Annotated in this window: 13 protein-coding genes and 1 pseudogene; 6 read left to right on the plus strand and 8 right to left on the minus strand. The window is 66.8% G+C overall.

Going from position 1 to position 16,461, the window contains the following annotated elements; all coding sequences use genetic code 11:
- The first annotated feature begins 497 nt into the window (after window positions 1–497).
- Window positions 498–1,013 carry a GNAT family N-acetyltransferase gene (locus HZZ13_RS21045; RefSeq protein WP_197961453.1) on the plus strand — a complete coding sequence of 172 codons (516 nt, stop codon included), beginning with the start codon at window positions 498–500 and terminating at the stop codon, window positions 1,011–1,013.
- A gap of 194 nt (window positions 1,014–1,207) precedes the next feature.
- Here HZZ13_RS21045 and HZZ13_RS21050 read toward each other — a convergent pair whose 3' ends face one another.
- The 8 genes and pseudogenes from HZZ13_RS21050 to HZZ13_RS21085 all read right to left on the minus strand — a co-directional run bounded on the left by HZZ13_RS21050 (window position 1,208) and on the right by HZZ13_RS21085 (window position 12,495).
- The gene (locus HZZ13_RS21050) at window positions 1,208–3,568 is read right to left on the minus strand and encodes a TonB-dependent receptor (protein WP_197961454.1); all 2,361 of its coding nucleotides are present in this window, start codon (window positions 3,566–3,568) and stop codon (window positions 1,208–1,210) included.
- A gap of 147 nt (window positions 3,569–3,715) precedes the next feature.
- Complete coding sequence (locus HZZ13_RS21055; protein WP_197961455.1) at window positions 3,716–4,120, minus strand: DUF2946 domain-containing protein; 405 nt, start codon at window positions 4,118–4,120, stop codon at window positions 3,716–3,718.
- A gap of 238 nt (window positions 4,121–4,358) precedes the next feature.
- Window positions 4,359–4,626, minus strand: a pseudogene (locus tag HZZ13_RS21060) (CobW family GTP-binding protein); the annotation flags it as partial.
- A gap of 98 nt (window positions 4,627–4,724) precedes the next feature.
- Complete coding sequence (locus HZZ13_RS21065) at window positions 4,725–4,913, minus strand: hypothetical protein (protein WP_197961456.1); 189 nt, start codon at window positions 4,911–4,913, stop codon at window positions 4,725–4,727.
- 626 nt (window positions 4,914–5,539) lie between these two features.
- Window positions 5,540–7,603: a hypothetical protein gene (locus tag HZZ13_RS21070; RefSeq protein ID WP_197961457.1), complete on the minus strand. Its 2,064-nt coding sequence runs from the start codon at window positions 7,601–7,603 to the stop codon at window positions 5,540–5,542.
- Between the two features lie 142 nt (window positions 7,604–7,745).
- Entirely contained in the window at window positions 7,746–10,556 is a 2,811-nt protein-coding gene (locus tag HZZ13_RS21075) for a DUF4159 domain-containing protein (RefSeq protein ID WP_197961458.1), read from the minus strand.
- Complete coding sequence (locus HZZ13_RS21080) at window positions 10,553–11,497, minus strand: DUF58 domain-containing protein (protein ID WP_197961459.1); 945 nt, start codon at window positions 11,495–11,497, stop codon at window positions 10,553–10,555. Before HZZ13_RS21080 ends, HZZ13_RS21075 begins: the two co-directional genes overlap by 4 nt.
- Window positions 11,497–12,495: an AAA family ATPase gene (locus HZZ13_RS21085; protein ID WP_197949333.1), complete on the minus strand. Its 999-nt coding sequence runs from the start codon at window positions 12,493–12,495 to the stop codon at window positions 11,497–11,499. Before HZZ13_RS21085 ends, HZZ13_RS21080 begins: the two co-directional genes overlap by 1 nt.
- 281 nt (window positions 12,496–12,776) lie before the next feature.
- On the opposite strand from HZZ13_RS21085, the gene HZZ13_RS21090 reads away from it, so the two are divergent.
- The 5 genes from HZZ13_RS21090 to HZZ13_RS21110 are packed head-to-tail and all read left to right on the plus strand — an operon-like array spanning window position 12,777 to window position 16,356.
- Entirely contained in the window at window positions 12,777–13,388 is a 612-nt protein-coding gene (locus HZZ13_RS21090; RefSeq protein ID WP_197961460.1) for a DUF1285 domain-containing protein, read from the plus strand.
- A gap of 2 nt (window positions 13,389–13,390) precedes the next feature.
- On the plus strand, window positions 13,391–14,062 hold the full coding sequence (locus HZZ13_RS21095; RefSeq protein ID WP_197961461.1) for a CoA pyrophosphatase: 672 nt from the start codon (window positions 13,391–13,393) through the stop codon (window positions 14,060–14,062).
- Complete coding sequence (locus tag HZZ13_RS21100) at window positions 14,059–14,322, plus strand: DUF6111 family protein (RefSeq protein WP_197961462.1); 264 nt, start codon at window positions 14,059–14,061, stop codon at window positions 14,320–14,322. The genes HZZ13_RS21095 and HZZ13_RS21100 overlap by 4 nt, the downstream gene beginning before the upstream one ends.
- Window positions 14,323–14,332: 10 nt before the next feature.
- Window positions 14,333–15,589: a CCA tRNA nucleotidyltransferase gene (locus tag HZZ13_RS21105; RefSeq protein ID WP_197961463.1), complete on the plus strand. Its 1,257-nt coding sequence runs from the start codon at window positions 14,333–14,335 to the stop codon at window positions 15,587–15,589.
- Window positions 15,586–16,356, plus strand: coding sequence for a sulfite exporter TauE/SafE family protein (locus tag HZZ13_RS21110; protein ID WP_197961464.1), 771 nt, complete (start codon window positions 15,586–15,588; stop codon window positions 16,354–16,356). The genes HZZ13_RS21105 and HZZ13_RS21110 overlap by 4 nt, the downstream gene beginning before the upstream one ends.
- Window positions 16,357–16,461: the final 105 nt, after the last annotated feature.

The raw sequence follows: 16,461 nt of genomic DNA on the forward strand, positions 1-16,461 counted from the left end.
ACCCGTGCATGAAAGATCAGGGTACCGGGCCGCGTGCCCGACCGGATACAAGGTGATGCGGTCCTGCCGCATTGTCGTTCACGGCCCAGGCCTCGCATCACGTCCCGCCTGCCAGCGCCGATGCGCATGTTGCGAACGCTCCATTGTGGCGCCGAGCTCGTCGCGGTCAAGGCCGCTAACGCGCCGCCTCCGGCGGTGGCCTGCGGCCAGTCTTGACCGTGCCTCGCCTCGGCGCCCAAGACCGCCGCCAACAAACAATGCTCTCTTGACAACTCACTCCCCATACAAGGATGAGGCTCATCAGCGTCATTGCCCGTTGAAACTGCGCCGCGCATTCCGCCCTCATCCTGGGGAGCCCGCCTCAAGCGGGCGTCTCGAAGGATGGCCGCAGGGAAGAACTCAAAAATGCGATAGCCCTGCCCCGCGGGGAAGGCGTGGCCCGGCACCGACGCCGCCCATAGACCTTCGCAGGCGCAAGTGCTACTCCGCGAATTGACATGAACGATCTCTCGCTGACCATCCTTCCCGAAGCCGCCGGCGACGCCCAGGCGATCGAGCGGCTGCACGAACGCACCTTCGGCCCTGGCCGCTTCGTGCTCAGCGCCTACCGGATCCGCGAGCACGTCGACCATCTGCTCGAACTGTCCTTTACGGCCCGCATCGGCACGCTCCTGGTCGGCTCGGTCAGGCAATTGCCGATCCTGATCGGCGACACGCCGGCGCTGCTGCTCGGGCCGCTCACCGTCGAGCCGCCATTCCGCGGCCGCGGTGTCGGTCGTCTGTTGATGGAGCGCGCGCTGAAGGACGCCAGGGCGAAAGGTCACCGCCTGGTGTTGCTGGTCGGCGACGAGCCCTATTACGGCCGCATCGGCTTCAAGCCGGTCGCCAAGGGCCGCGTCACCATGCCGGGTCCCGTCGATACCGCGCGCATCCTGGTGTTCGAGCTCGTCGACGGCGCCTTCGAGGGCGTGTCGGGTGCGGTCGGCCCCGACTGGAGCAAGGCGCGGAAGTAGAGCTGCGATCCTGTCAATGAGGCCCCCGGCAGCAGCCTCTTACTCCGTCATTGCGAGCCACCGGGTCCGCGCGAAGCGCGGCCCCATGACAGGCTCCGCGAAGCAATCCAGAATCGCTCTGCGCAGGCGGTCTGGATTTGCTTCGTCGCAAGGGCTCCTCGCAATGACGGCGTGTGCCGCCGACTGACCTGAGCCTAGAACTTGAAGTTCGCGAACGCCCGCACGCCGATGCCGGGCATCAAGACCTCGTCCTTGGTGTATGAAACCGAGTTGCGGATCTTCTCATTGAGAAGATTGTTGCCGACCAGGCCGGCATACATCTCCCGCGCGCCGAGCCAGTTTGGGCCGAGCTTGGTCTTGTAGGTGACCTCCGCCTTGAGGAGATTATAGCCGGGCGTGGGCGTCTCGGCGATCTCCGCAACGTTGCTTTGCGGGAAGGCATGCAGCAGATTGATGCGTGCCAGCCAGTTGGAGTCGCGCCAGAACAGGCCGGCACCGATGCGCGCGGGCGGAATCCGGGGAACGTTGGTGCCGTCGGTGAACGTGGCGCGGACGATGTCGAACTGGTTCTCAAAACCCCAGATGCCGCCGTAAAGCGGCCCGACGTCGATCTGGCTCTGGAATTCACCGCCGCGGAAGATCGCGTTTTTCTGCGAGTAGACGGCCTGGTTGAGTTCGGCGTCGGGCGCGCCGCAGGATGCGAAATCTTCATCGCACATGACGCCGGTCAGCCGCCGATAGATGAAGTTGTCGAAGCGGGTGTAGTAAGCGGTGGCCTCGAACCGGAGCGGCCCCGTGGCGCGGCGCAGGCCGACCTCGACCGTCTTGGCGGTCTCGATCGTCAGGTTCGGGTTGCCGATGTCGAAGGTGGCGGTCGCATCGTGCGGGCCGCGGGAGAACAACTCGGCCGGCTTCGGTGCACGCTCGACATATTGCGCGGTGAGGCTGCCGACGAGGTTGTACGGCAGGATCTGGATCAGGCCGACGCTGCCGCTCTTCGGCGTGAAATGCAGATTGCGGGCGATGCTGGTCTGAGGATCGCCATTCGGCAGGAAATCAGCGGGAAAATCGGGCGTCGATCCGCTCAGGTCGACGTGCTCGATGCGGCCGGCAATTTGGGCCTTGGTCGTGTCGGTGAATTTCAGCTCATTGAACACGTAACCCGCTTCGCGCATGTTGCGATTCGGATTCCACAGGCCGTTGAAGAGCGCGCCGGGATCGTCGGGGCTCGGCGCGGTCAGCTCCTGATGTGCGGCCTGAAAACCGAATGCGGTCGTGATCTCGGCGAACCGCGCATTGAATGGCATCAGCTGCGTTTCGACGCGGATCTCCTCTTCCCTGTTGGTGAAGGTCTGCCGCACGCCCAGGGTCGTCAGGTCGGCAGGATCGGCGAGGCCGATTTCGTTGTGGCGGTAGTTGGTGGCACCTGCCCAGAAACGAACAGCGTCGATCGCCGCCGCGTCGGGCCGATACTCGCCCTTCATGGTGATCTTGGTCTGATGCGCATCGATACGGGTCTGGTGATCGGCGCCGTCGATGCCGGGAATATGGTACAGCGAGTCGTTCTGCGTGATCGCAGCGCCGATGAAGCCACCATAGAAGAAGTACGAGCCGCCGATCGAGGCGCCGTCCGATCGCGTTGCCGAGTTCGGTTGACGACTGCCGACCGGCCGCGTGTCGTCGAAGCGGTAGGGGTAACCCGGGATGTAGTAGTCGGAAGTATTGCGGCCATACGCATCGGCGTGGACGGCGAAGTTGTTGCCGCCGCCGTCGAGCAGAACGCCACCTTCGACGCCGCGGTTGACCGAATCGAAAGAGGTGCGTGTTTCGGCCGTCACGCATGGCGACGACCCCGCCGTTGCCAGCGGTGCCTTGGCCGGCAAGCCGTAGCTCTGGAACGGTGAGGCGCCGCACGAAGGCAGCGCATCGGGAATGCGGTTGTTGGTGGCGGCGACGACGCCGCCGATCGAGGTCGAGCCGTAGCGGAGCGCGGCGGGACCGCGGATCACCTCGACCTGATTGGTCGCAAGCGGATCGATCGGCACGAAATGATCCTCGCCGAGATCGGAGGCGCCGCCGGCATTGGTGCCGTTCTCGAGGATGCCGACGCGGTTGACGTCGAGACCTCTGATGATCGGCCGGCTGGACGCGCCGGGCGCAAAGCTCGAACCCGTAATGCCGGGCTTGGAGAACAGGAGATCGCCGAGCTGGGCGCCGCCCTCCCTGCGGATCTCCTCGTTCGGCACCACCGTCACGGTCGCGAACTGGTCGGTCACGATGGGCAGAACGCCTTGCTCGGGTGCGGCGGGCGCCGGAGCTGCAGGCGTGGTTTCAGCCGTCTGTTGGCGGCTGCGCGACGGTGCGCCGCGCGTCACACGGACCGGGCTGCGGGTCGGCACGACGGCCCTGCGCACAATGGGGCTCGGGGCCGTCACGGTGACGGCAGGGATCTCCGTCGACGATGTGTCTTGCGCGAAGGCGGGCGTGGCGGCGGCGCCGAGCAGGAGCAGGCTTGTTCCGCTAAGGCGCTGCGCGCGTCGCAAGCTAAATGACATGGTGCTGATTCCAGTCAGGCCGTCCGCACGATTGTCTGCTGATCGGAGGCGGCCTGCCGTCGCAGTGCGACGGAATTTCGACTTCAATTGCTCCCGAGCGTTTGCCGAGATACGGCGAGCCCAGGCGTGATCAAGCGATTTTGGAAGTCAGGCCTTGGGAGGGGCACGGGGCTGGAACGCCGTGCCCGCTGATTTCAGATGGATGAATTCGGCATCCGTGATGCGGTAGAGCAGCTCGATGGCCCGTGGCAGCAGCAGCACGGGCGGCGTCGCGAACACGATTGTGCTCGCCATCGCGGCGACGGCGCAGATCGCGCAATTGTCGTCGCCCGGATGCTCGCGATGGGGGCTTGAGGGAGATTGCTTCTGGACCGCGGCGCGGTCGATCGCAGCAACGGCGTTGGTACCCTCGGCCTGCTGAAGCGAGGATTGGGCGAGGGGCGCGGCCTGCGCGGACCAGTGGCTGTGGCCGAACGTCAGCGCGAACTGCACCAGCATCGCGAACAACGCGAGCCGGGCACCGTGCCTTATGTTTGACCGATACCACATCATGCGATGAAACACCCACGCGTGGGCGGTATTGCTCTGCCGTCCCCGAAGTTACAGTCGCAGGGGGTCTCGGCCGATGTCAACCATCGCAAGGCCGCCAAGGTTGTTCGACGAAACAATGTGGTATTCCTGCAACTTGGTATGTCGCGCGTCACGCCACTTGCCTGTTCCAACTGGGAAATGGATCAGGGAGATGGCGCCAGGCGTCTGGCATGAAGGCATCAACCAGGCACTCAGCGGCGTCGAGTTCGGCGCGCTCGGCAAGGCGCCGCACCGCTTCGAGGAGATCGTCGCGGAGCGTGCAGCAGATGGAGCCGTTCGACATCTCCACCAGCTTCTCGTCAGTGCGAGAGAGCCCACCATCATACTTCAGGAGCTCGGCATCGATGTTCACCTCGCTCATGTCGTTGACGATGACGGCGATCCCGTCCCGGTTGTTGAGAATGTGATTGAGCAGCGTGGTCTTTCCCGCGAAATCCCGACAGGACGGTGACGGGAGACGGCGGTATCCCCCGTTTTGGGGCTTGGTCATGAACGCTCCGGGACAATGTGGCCAATCGAGGTGTGCTTTGCGCGCGCTTCGGCATCAATTCCCGGTGCAACTGCCTTAGATCTCGGTGTAGTCCCGGATCGTGTGCTCCCCCGACCAGACCTTGTCTGCGTCGTAAATCCGCTCACGACAGTTGGACCTGAAGTCGATGCCGAAGATGACGACGCCCGTGGTCAAAGCCTCGCAAAGGGTAGTTTTGCGGCCGACGGGCAGGTTGGGGGCTTCCGCGATCTGAGCTTTGGTCATGGACCGTCCAGACTTGTAATGTTATAACATTACATTCAGCTACCTGCTACGGACGACGTCGTCAAGCTGGATGTCGATGCGTTGCGACCCAAGCCCATGGACAAAGCTGTAAGCTCATGAGCCGCTCATGGGTCGCCTGGTCGCCGGGGCTTTAACGAGGAGCGCGAGCAATGAGCGCACTTCGAGTTCGTGAAGCGGGTCGCTCTCGCCAGCGGCCGAAAGCAGTCGCTGGCGTGGGATATCGAGCAGCGGCCGCGATAGCCGCCATCCTTTTCGCGAGCGCACCGGCATGGAGCTTCGGTCACGGCTCGTCGACATCTCCGGATTACCTTGCGATGCTTCCGGCGAACGTCCGGAAAACGGTCGTGGCGCGGTGCGGCGGAGCCGCTCATCCCCACCAATACTTTGCGACATATTTCCGCAGTTCGGCGGAAATGCATCTGCATTACGATAGACTTTCCTGCGATGGGCTGCCGAACCCGTACTGCACGGCAAGCGGTTGTCTGCACGAAGTGTACGTGCTGCAGGGAGGCAGGTACCTGCTCTCGCGGAGCTACCTTGACTCGGCGAATGGGAGTTCGCGTTGGTCGGACGTAGCTGCGCCTCGATAAGTCCCGCGGCCGAATCTAGCGTCCCTCGCGCGCCCAGGTCGCGGCGAAGGCGCCGAGCAGCAGCAGAAGACCGATCAGGCCGGAGAAGATCGGCAGCACGCCGACGCCCTTGACCACGCTGGCGTCGCGCATCCGCACGCCCATCCAGCCGTCGCCGTGGAACATGCCGACCGAGCGCACCGGCAGGATGCGCGGCAGCTCGACGCTCGAGCTAGTAGCCACGCGCACGGCATCGCCGCCGGTCGCCTGTGTCAGCGGCTTCAACGTGTCGACCGTGGAGGTCACTTCCGAAAATTCCTTCGGATTGGTCGGGCCGACATTGATCAGCGCCTTCAGCGTGCCGTCGGTGGCCTGCCACAGGCCGAGCTCGTTCGCCGGCAGGCTGGCGCGCCACTCGCCGGGATCGCCGGGCGAGAGCGTCAGATCCTGCGACACGCCCGAGGGCGAGGTCACGCTGACGGGCTGGACGCTGTCCGCCATGGTCTGACGCACCACGATGAGGTTCTTGCCCTGCACCTGGAGGCGCAGCGCCTCTTCGTCGAGATCGGGCTGCTTCATCAGCCAGTGCGACATCCGCCGGAGCAGGTCGAGATGCGGACCGCCGCCCTCATAGCCGCGCGCCCACAGCCAGATGTGGTCGGACAGCAGGAGCGCGACTCGGCCCTCGCCGAAGCGCGACAGGAACAGCAGCGGCTTGCCGTCGACGCCGGTCATCACGGGCGGGTTGACCGCATTGCGGGTATCGACGGTGCGGAAAAACCGGCTCCAGCGCGGCGGCTCGCTGGCGGAGCCTTCCAGCCCGCGCGTGACGGGATGGCGTTTGCCGATGTCGGACAGATGCGCATAGAACGGCTTCTCGGTGACGCCGACGGGTTCGGCCGGCAGCACCGAATCGAGCGGCGTGCGCCAGATGCTGCTGTTCGAGGCATAGTCGGGACCGGCCGAGACCAGTACGGCGCCGCCTGCGCGCACATAACGCGCCATGTTTTCGAAATAAGGAATCGGCAGCACGCCCTGGCGGGCATAGCGATCGAAGATGATCAGCTGGAATTCGTTGATCTTCTGCTGGAACAGCTCGCGGGTCGGAAACGCGATCAGCGACAATTCGTTGATCGGCGTGCCGTCCTGCTTCTCCGGCGGGCGCAGAATGGTGAAATGCACGAGGTCGACGCTGGCGTCGGACTTGAGCAGATTGCGCCAGGTGCGCTCGCCGGAATGCGGCTCGCCCGAGACCAGCAGCACACGCAGCTTGTCGCGCACGCCGTCGATGGCGACGACGGCGCGGTTGTTCACCGGCGTCAATTCGCGCTCGAGCGGCGAGGCCTCGATCTCGACGATGTTCGGCCCGGCATGCTTGATGTCGACGTCGACGCTGGCGGCCTGACCGCTCGACAGCGTGCGCTCGTTGATGACCTCGCCGTCGCGGCGGACCGTGACCTTGGCGCGCTCGCCGGAGACGCCCTGGTCGTCGAGGCGGTAGGAGATGGTCTGGGTCTGTCCGACGATGCCGAAGCGCGGTGCGGCGGTAATCGCGATGCGGCGGTCGCGCTCGTCCTTCTGGCCGGTGACCAGCGCGTGCACCGGCGCCTGGAAGCCGAGCGCGGCGGTGTTCGCGGGAATGTCGTGGACGCGGCCGTCGGTGATCAGGAATGCGCCGGCGACGCGGTCGACCGGGACGTCCGCCAAGGCCGAGGCCAGCGCCCCGAACAATTTGGTGCCGTCGGTCTCGCCGTCGGCCTGTCCGGCCTCGACGACGCGGACCTCGAGGCCCTTGATCTTCTTCAGGCTGTCGACCAGCGCCTCCTGCGCTTGCGCAGCTTCGCGGTTGCGGTTGCCGAAATTCTGGCTCGGGCTCTTGTCGACGACGATTGCGGCGACCGAGGTGAGGGGATCGCGGTCCTCGCGTGTGAAGGAGGGATTGGCGAGCGCCAGCAGGAACAGCGCCAGCGCGGCCACGCGCACCGCGGCGCCGCGCGCACGCGCCAGCAGCAGCAGAAGCGCGATGACGACGATCGCGGCGAGCGCGAGCCACAGCACGATCGCAGGAACAAGCGGTGTGAACGCGATGCCGTAGTTCATGTTCTCGCTCTCTCGGCATCGTCATGGCCGGGCTTGTCCCGGGCATCCACGTTCTTCGTGCCGCGTGGCAAGGCGTGGATGGCCGGGACAAGCCCGGCCATGACGGCTCTCTTTTGGAGAGTATTGAGTTTCAATTCCCGCATCATTGCCCCAGCCGTTCGATCAGCGCCGGAGCGTGCACCTGGTCGGCCTTGTAGTTGCCGGTCAGCGTGTACATCACGATGTTGGCGCCGGCGCGGTAGGCGAATTCGCGCTGGCGGGGGTCGCCGCCGGTCACCGGCAGCATGGCCTGTCCGTCGGGCCGCACCGCCCAGGCGCCGGCGAGATCGTTCGAGGTGATGATGATCGGCGAGACGCCGTCGCCGCCGCGCGCCGGCCGCTGTGCGCTCTCATCATCGTCTTCGCGCGGCAAGGTCTCGACCCAGGTCTGGCCGGCGGTGAAGCGGCCGGGGAAGTCGCGCAGCAGGTAGAAGGTCTTGGTCAGCACGTGCTCGCGCGGCACCGGCTCGAGCTCGGGCACGTCGAGCGAGGACAGGATCTCGCGCAGCGTCTGCATGGCCGGCGTCTGCGCCGCGCCGTTCGCGCCGGGCGGCGCCTCGATCGCGTCGCGGGTGTCGAATAGCACGGTGCCGCCCTGCTTCATGTAGGCGTCGATCTTGTTGATGGCGTCCTGCGGCGGCTTCGGCGCGCCCGGCACGATCGGCCAGTAGATCAGCGGGAAGAAGGCGAGCTCGTCGCGCGCGGGATCGACGCCGACGGGATCGCCGGCCTCGAGCGCCGTGCGCTGGGCCAGGAACAGCGTCAGCCCGTTCATTCCCGCCTTGACGATGGAATCGACATCCGCATTGCCCGTGACGACATAGGCGAGACGGGTCTGCGACACCGACTTCATCGCGAACTCGTCCGTGACGCCGTCGGCGCGCGACGGCGCCGGCGCGAGCGCCGCGAACCCCGCGAGCAGGGCGAGCGCGATCATCGCGGGCGCGGCGCGGCGGCGCAGCAGCGCGGCAATGCCGCCGCCGAGCACCGCAACGATGATGGCGTCGATCAGGAACAGCGCGAGCGCCGTCGACAGCAGCCAGCCGCGCAAATCGCGCGGCTCGGCATTGGTGTAGGTGGCGTGCCGGGCGCGCAGGCTCGCGGTGCTCAGCGCGGCGATGCGGTCGGCGCTGGCAAGCGTGTTCACGGCGAGCGGTCCTTCTGCCGGACCGTAGAAGCCGGGCGGATGATCCGATGTGGCGCGGTCGCGGTAATCCGCAGGCAGCGGCTTTGCAGTCGCCGGCGGCGGACCGAACGCGCCAAATCCGTCGAGGATGTGCAGCGGCGCCACCGTCTCAGCGGTCGCTTCGCCGGCAACGCCGGCGCCGGGCTTGGAGGTGTAGCCGGACATGTCGACCACCCGCCGCAGCATTTCGACGAAGGTGCCCGACATCGGCAGATCCGACCAGCGCATGTCGGCGCTGACGTGGAACAGGCTGACGAGGCCCTTGCCGCGATGCTCGCCGGTGACGAGCGGCGTGCCGTCTTCCAGCGAGGCCCAGCTCTTGGTGGCGAGCACGGCGTCGGGCTCGGCCAGCACCTGCCGGCTCACGGTGACGTCCTTCGGCACCGCGACGCCGGTGAACGGACCATCGGCGGCGAAGGAGGCCAGATGCTGCGGCTTCTCCCAGGTCAGGCTGCCGCCGAGCGTGCGGCCGCCCTTGCGCAGCTTGACCGGCACGAGGTCGTCATCCGCCTGTGCCAGCCGGGGCCCAGCGAACCGCACCAGCACGCCGCCCTGGTCGACCCAGGCATTGAGGCGTTCGCGCAGCTCGGGCGCGATGGTGCCGACGTCGGCAAGGATGATCATCGGCAGCTTCTGGTCCAGGAACTGCGTGATGCCCTGCTGCGGCGAGCCCTTGTCGGCGAGCCTGACGTCGGCGAACGGCCCCAGCGCGCGGGTGAGATAGAAGGTCGGCGCCAGCAGCGGCTGCGCGGTCTCGCTGGTCGCGCCCGAGACGATGCCGATGGCGCGGCGGCGCCAGCGCTTGTCGAGCAGCTGCACCGCGCCGGCGGAGCGCTCGCCGGAGATTTCCAGTCGCGTGATGTCGTTGCGCAGCTCGACCGGCAGCTCGAACGCCGCTTCGGTTTCCTTGTCCTGCGGACCGAACGTATAGCGCGCTTCCCCGATCGGGGACGCCTTCTGGTCCAGCGCGCGCACGGTGCCGACCGCGATTCCGCTGTCGGTGCGCAGCACCTTGACCGTCATCTTCGCTGCGGCGTTCTCGGCGGCGACCAGGGCCAGCGGCGAGGCGGTGCCGCCGTCGAACACGGTCAGGCTGCGATCGCCGATGGTCTTGCCGAGGCCGGCCACGAAGTCCTCGCCGCGGCCGGTGTCGACGCCGTCCGAGAGCCAGGCGATCTCGCAGTCGCCGGTGACTTTGAGGAACCGTTCGACCGCGGCCAGGGTCTCGACGCGGTCGATCGAATAGGGCTTCGGCGCGAGCTGCCGCAGCGCGACGCGCGCCGCACCCGCCGGCATCAGGGTGATGTCGCGGTTCGGCTCGGACAGCGGCACCAGCGCGATGCCGCGGCCATCATTGTCGGCATTGGCGATCAGCTCGTCCGCGGTCCTGATCCTGACGTCCCAGTGCGATGCGGCGCTCCAGCCGTCGTCGAACATGATCATCAGCGGCGCCTTGCTGCCCGCGAGGCCCGTCTGCGGATTCCAGATCGGGCCGGCGGCGGCGAAGATCACCAGCGCGGCGGCGAGCAGGCGGAGCGCGGTCAGCCACCACGGCGTCCGCGAGGGCGTCTCTTCGCGCGGCGTGATGTCGAACAACAGCCGCGTCGGCGGAAACTCGATGCGGCGCGGCCGCGGCGGCATCACGCGCAAGAGCCACCACAGCACGGGCAGGCTGACGAGGCCGATCAGGAGCAGCGGTTGCGTGAAGGCGAGCGGCAATCCCATCATGCGGCCGGCCCCGCCTTGATCGTCGTGGTGCGCGCGCCCGACTTGCTCACCTGCATGCCCGCATGCAGGAACAGCAAGAGCTCGGCGGCGGAGCGGTCGGTCGCGTGCGTCGTGAACAGCCAGTCGAGCTTGTTCGTCTCGGCGCGGATCTGGTCGCGGTGCAACGCGAGCCGCGCGGTGTAATCCTGCACCCAGCTCTCGGCCCGGCCGGCGGTGATCACGCCGAAGCCCTCGGGCTCGACGAACTCGACGCGGCCGGAATAGGGGAACGATTCTTCGGCGGGATCGACGATCTGCACCAGCGTGCCGTGCGCGCCGGAGCTGGAGAGCCCGGCGAGCATCGTCCTGATCTCGGAGATCGGCGACCAGAAATCCGACAGCACGATGATCTCGGCCAGCGCGGCCGGAACGAAGGACGGCGGCAGGCTGAGGCGGTCGGCATCGTCATGCAGCATGGCCTGCGCCATCCTGTCGATGACGCTGCGGCTTGCGGTTGGCGCCATCAGCCCGGGAATGCCGACACGCTCGCCGCCGGCGACGAGCAGCTCGGCCAGTGCGAAGGCGACGATCAGCGTCCGCTCGAGCTTGGACTCGCGCGCGGACTTCGAGGCAAACGCCATCGAGGGCGAGCGGTCCGGCCAGATCCAGACCGTGTGCGCGGCTTCCCATTCGAGCTCACGCACATAGAGATGGTCGTCGCGCGCCGAGCGGCGCCAGTCGACGTTCTGCGACGGTTCGCCCGAGACGAAGCGGCGGTACTGCCAGAAATTTTCGCCCGAGCCGGCGCGGCGCCGTCCATGCAGACCGTGGATGACGTTGGCGGCGATGCGGCGGGCCTCGAGCACCAGGCGTGGCAGCGAAGCGGCGAGCGTGCGGCTTTCGCCATCGGCACGTCGGATCGCCAATATCTCCTTCGCTGCCCGCCCGTTCTCCGCTGCCATCAACCGATCCGTGTCTTCAATTGCCGGATCACGTCCGGAATCGTGCGGCCTTCGGCGCGCGCCTGGAACGTCAGCGCCATGCGGTGCTTCAGCACGGGCTCGGCAAGGTCGAGCACGTCGTCGATCGAGGGCGCCAGGCGCCCGTCGATCAGCGCACGCGCGCGCACCGCCAGCATCAGGGATTGGCTGGCGCGCGGGCCGGGGCCCCAGGCGATGAACTTGCCGGCTTCGCCGGCGTCGGGACCCGGGCGGGCCGAGCGCACCAGCGACAGGATCGCCTCCACCACGGAATCGCCGACCGGCAGGCGCCGGATCAGGCGCTGTGCGGTGATCAGGGCATCGGGCGTCATCGCGCCCTTGGCCAGCGTCTCCTCCGCGCCCGTGGTCTCGAACAGGATGCGGCGCTCGGCGTCGCGGTCGGGATAGTCGACGTCGATCTCCATCAGGAAGCGGTCGAGCTGCGCTTCCGGCAGCGGATAGGTGCCTTCCTGCTCCAGCGGGTTTTGCGTCGCGAGCACGTGGAAGGGTTTCGGCAGATCGTGACGCGCGCCGGCGACGGTGATGTGCTGCTCCTGCATCGCCTGCAACAGCGCCGATTGCGTGCGCGGTGAGGCGCGGTTGATCTCGTCGGCCATCAATAGCTGCGCGAACACGGGACCGGCAATGAAGCGGAAGGCGCGCTTGCCCGCGGTGCTCTCGTCCAGCACTTCGGCACCGAGAATGTCGGAGGGCATCAAATCGGGCGTGAACTGGATGCGCTTGGCGTCGAGGCCGAGCGTGACGCCGAGCGTCTCCACCAGCTTGGTCTTGGCAAGGCCTGGCACGCCGATCAGGAGCGCATGGCCGCCGGAGAGGATGGTGACCAGCGTGTTCTCGATCACGCGATCCTGGCCGAAGATGACGGAGGCGATCGCGTCCTTGGCCGCGCGAACCTGGCTCGACACCTGCTCGGCCGAACGGACGATGCCGTCCTCCAGTTTCTCGACACTCTCCGCCATTCGCTTGCTCCTTCAGCCTGCCACGCGGCTCGCTTGCATCGTGAGCCTGTCACGTCAGGTCATCACGCCAGATGTCATCACGCCAGATCATGGGCCCCATGCTAGACTTGCAGGAAGGCCATGTATTCGTTGAATTAACCTATCCCCACCTTATCGGCTTCGGGTTATGTACGGCATCACGAAGTGGCGACCTCCACACCGGACTTTTCCGGATGGAACCGCGCACCCAAGTACAACGTAGACCTGCACCAATCGTGCCAATGACAAAGTCAGGGCAAACCATGGCGAACCAAGGGCAGAGCGCCGATCGCGGTCTTGAGGGGCTGACTGCCGCCGCCAAAAGCGCTGCCAGTGCCGAAGGCGCAAAAAAGGGCCTGCCGCCGGTGCATCTGTGGAATCCGCCGTTTTGCGGCGATCTCGACATCCGAATCGCCTCCGATGGTACTTGGTTCTACATGGGGACGCCAATCGGGCGTCCCGCCCTGGTCCGGCTGTTTTCGACCATCCTCAAGCGCGAGGGCGACAAGCATTTCCTGGTCACGCCGGTGGAGAAGGTCGGCATCCGCGTCGACGATGCGCCGTTCATGGCGGTCGAGATGCAGACGGACGGCGAGGGCAGCAATCGCGTGCTGCACTTCCGCACCAATGTCGACGATTGGGTCACCTGCGACGCGGCACACCGGCTGCGTTTCGAGCAGGCGGAGGATGGCGGGCTGACGCCCTACTTGCACGTCCGCGCCGATCTCTGGGCCAAGGTCACGCGCGCGCTCTATTACGATCTGGTTGACATGGGCGAGGAGCGGATGGTCGATGGCCTGCCGATGTTCGGTGTCGAGTCGGCCGGCGAATTCTTCGCCATGGCCGATGCGGAGCAGGTGAGGGCCGCGCTTTGAACTTGAACAAGCCTATCCTGAAGAACGGTCCCGTTGTGATCGGCGCGGCGGATTTCTTCGCCCGCTCCAGGGCGCGGCTCGGCTTCGACGTGCCGCCCGGCCTCTACGATCCCAACATCATCCCCGCCTCGGGCGATCCCGGCACCGACAAGATGCTGGAGATCATCGCGCGCGAGCAGCCGGTGCGCCCGGCGGCGGTCCTGATCGCGGTGGTCGATCATCCCGAGCCCACCATCCTCCTGACGCAGCGCTCGGCGCATCTCAACGACCATGCCGGCCAGATCGCCTTTCCCGGCGGCAAGATCGACGCGACCGATGCCTCGCCGCTCGATGCGGCGCTGCGCGAGGCCGAAGAGGAGGTCGGGTTGTCACGCGACTTCGTCGAGCCGCTCGGCTATCTCGATCTCTACGGCACCGCCTTCGGCTTCCGCATCCTGCCGACGGTCGCGAAGGTGAGGCCGGGCTTTTCCCTCAGCATCAACCATTCCGAGGTTGATGATGCGTTCGAGGTGCCGCTATCCTTCCTGATGAATCCGGTGAACCACCAGGTGCACAGCAAGGAATTCCGCGGCACGCCGCGATCCTATTACGCGATGCCGTTCGCGGAACGCTACATCTGGGGTGCGACGGCCGGAATGCTGCGTGTGCTGTATGAGCGGATCTATTCATCATGATCCGGACGGTTCTGACCGAGATCGGAATCTTCCTCATCCCGTTTGCCGTCTATGCGCTGTTCCTGGCCGCCACGCGCTCCGGTCTGTTCGTGCAAACGTCATGGCCGGTCGCGATCGTCGCGCGCCTTGCGCTGGCGGCGATCGTGCTGGTCATCGCCGGGCTGATCGGCCTTGCGCATTTCTCCGGCGCGCCGCCGGATTCGACCTACGTCCCCGCCCATATCGAGCACGGCAAGCTCGTGCCGGGCGTGGAAAAATAGGGGCGGGCCGATGAGCGCGGAGCCTTTACTCGCCGATGCGCCTTGGCTGACCGCAGGCGGGACCGCGCGTGTCCTCGCGCTGCTCGGCACCGATGGCGAGGAGGCGCGGGTGGTCGGCGGCGCCGTGCGCAACGCGCTGCTCGGCCTTGCGCCGGGCGACATCGACATCGCGACCACGGCGCTGCCGGACGAGGTGATGCGGCGTGCCAAGGCTGCCGGCATCAAGAGCGTGCCGACCGGCATCGACCACGGCACCGTCACGCTGGTGATCGACGCCCATCCCTATGAAGTCACGACGCTGCGCGAGGACACCGAGACCTTCGGCCGCAAGGCCAAGGTCGCGTTCGGCCGCGACTGGGTGAAGGATGCCGAGCGGCGCGACTTCACCATGAACGGCCTGTCCGTCGATGCGCGCGGCGTCGTCTACGATTATGTCGGCGGCATCGCCGACGCCAGAGCGCGGCGCGTGCGCTTCATCGGCGATCCCGACCAGCGCATTGCCGAGGATTATCTGCGCATCCTGCGCTTCTTCCGCATTCACGCCGCCTTCGGCGCCGGCGAGCCCGACCGCGACGGCTATCTCGCCTGCATCCGCGGACGTGCGGGCCTGGCGAACCTGTCGGCCGAGCGGGTGCGCATGGAGATGCTCAAGCTGCTGGTCGCCGCGGGTGCAGGCCCGGCTGTGCGGGCGATGGCCGAGGGCGGATTGCTGCAAGCGCTGATCGGCGGCGTCGTCTATACGGGTCCCCTGGACACGATGATCGCGATCGAGCGCGAGCTCGGCCTCAGCCCCAGCAGCACGCGGCGCCTGGCCGCGCTCTCGGTCGCCGTCACCGAAGACGCCAAGCGCGTCGCTGCGCGCTTGCGGCTCTCCAATGCCGAGGCCAAGGCGCTGGATTCGATGGGGCACCGCTGGTGGCGCTTTGCCACCAAGGACGAAGCCAAGGCACGGCGCTTGCTGTACCGGCTCGGGCCTGAGCGCTATCACGATCGCGTGTTGCTGGGCTGGGCACGGAGCGGCGGCGACGTCACCTCGATGGGCTGGCGTGCGCTCGCCGAGCTGCCGCAGCGCTGGAGCGCGCCGAAGTTTCCGCTGAAGGCCGCCGACTTCATCGCCCGCGGTGTCGCCGAAGGACCTGCGCTCGGCCACGTGTTGACGCTCGCCGAGGACGCTTGGCTCGCGGTGGATTTCCCACTAGAGCAAGCCGCACTCGCCGCCATCGCCGATCAAGCCGTCGCCCGCATCAAGCGCGACCAGAAGGATTGACCATCGTCTCAGGCTTCGCCGATATCTCGCTTGTCCAGCTTCTGCTGGTCGCAGCGATGGCGTTGTTTGCTTCGATCATCGGCGGTCTCGCCGGCTACGGCACCGGCGCGCTGATGCCCCTGGTGCTGGTGCCGCTGGTCGGCGCCGAGCCCGTGGTGCCGATCATCGCGATCTCCGCGATGCTGACCAATGCGAGCCGTGCGCTTGCCTATGTCCGTTATGCCGACCGCCGCCGCGCAGCTATCGTGCTGGCCTGCGCCGCGCTGACCACCGCACTCGGCGCCTATGGCTATACCCGCCTCACCAACGCCGGCGCCGCGCTCGTGATCGGCACCATGCTGATCCTGAGCGTGCCGCTGCGCCGCGTGCTCCGCCGCCGCGCAGTGAAGATCGGCGACACCGGCCTTGCCGCCGGCTCGGTCGGCTACGGCGTCCTGGTCGGCGGCACCTCGGGCTCCGGCGTGATCCTGCTCTCGCTGTTGATGGCCGCAGGGCTCGAAGGCGCCGCCGTGATCGCGACCGATGCGATGATCTCGCTCGGCACCGGCCTCATCAAGATCTCGGTATTCGGCCTCGCCGGCGCCGTCACCGCGCAGGTGCTCGCCCTGGCGCTTTTGATCGGCGGCATGGCCGTGCCCGGCGCGTTCCTGGCCAAGGCTTTCGTCGAACGGATGCCGGTGCAGATTCACACGGCGATCCTCGATGCCGCTGTGATCACCGGCGGGCTGCTGATGATCTCGGCGGCGGCGAGGCAGCTGGTCGCGTAGAACCACATTCCGCCCGCGTCGCAGGGTCGTGTTCCCAAACCAGGTCGTGTTATCTCTTCCAGGAGGGGCGTCCATGACCATATGCGGGCTGGAGGTCTTCACCTC

Origin of the sequence: Bradyrhizobium agreste (genome assembly GCF_016031625.1) — a bacterium.
GTDB lineage: Bacteria > Pseudomonadota > Alphaproteobacteria > Rhizobiales > Xanthobacteraceae > Bradyrhizobium > Bradyrhizobium agreste.

What these genes read in the sequence shown, in the direction of transcription:
- HZZ13_RS21080 (WP_197961459.1), bottom strand. Translation starts at nt 11,497, where the DNA reads ATGGCAGCGGAGAACGGGCGGGCAGCGAAGGAGATATTGGCGATCCGA.
- HZZ13_RS21090 (WP_197961460.1), top strand. Translation starts at nt 12,777, where the DNA reads ATGGCGAACCAAGGGCAGAGCGCCGATCGCGGTCTTGAGGGGCTGACT.
- HZZ13_RS21085 (WP_197949333.1), bottom strand. Translation starts at nt 12,495, where the DNA reads ATGGCGGAGAGTGTCGAGAAACTGGAGGACGGCATCGTCCGTTCGGCC.
- HZZ13_RS21055 (WP_197961455.1), bottom strand. Translation starts at nt 4,120, where the DNA reads ATGATGTGGTATCGGTCAAACATAAGGCACGGTGCCCGGCTCGCGTTG.
- HZZ13_RS21065 (WP_197961456.1), bottom strand. Translation starts at nt 4,913, where the DNA reads ATGACCAAAGCTCAGATCGCGGAAGCCCCCAACCTGCCCGTCGGCCGC.
- HZZ13_RS21070 (WP_197961457.1), bottom strand. Translation starts at nt 7,603, where the DNA reads ATGAACTACGGCATCGCGTTCACACCGCTTGTTCCTGCGATCGTGCTG.
- HZZ13_RS21050 (WP_197961454.1), bottom strand. Translation starts at nt 3,568, where the DNA reads ATGTCATTTAGCTTGCGACGCGCGCAGCGCCTTAGCGGAACAAGCCTG.
- HZZ13_RS21100 (WP_197961462.1), top strand. Translation starts at nt 14,059, where the DNA reads ATGATCCGGACGGTTCTGACCGAGATCGGAATCTTCCTCATCCCGTTT.
- HZZ13_RS21105 (WP_197961463.1), top strand. Translation starts at nt 14,333, where the DNA reads ATGAGCGCGGAGCCTTTACTCGCCGATGCGCCTTGGCTGACCGCAGGC.
- HZZ13_RS21075 (WP_197961458.1), bottom strand. Translation starts at nt 10,556, where the DNA reads ATGATGGGATTGCCGCTCGCCTTCACGCAACCGCTGCTCCTGATCGGC.
- HZZ13_RS21045 (WP_197961453.1), top strand. Translation starts at nt 498, where the DNA reads ATGAACGATCTCTCGCTGACCATCCTTCCCGAAGCCGCCGGCGACGCC.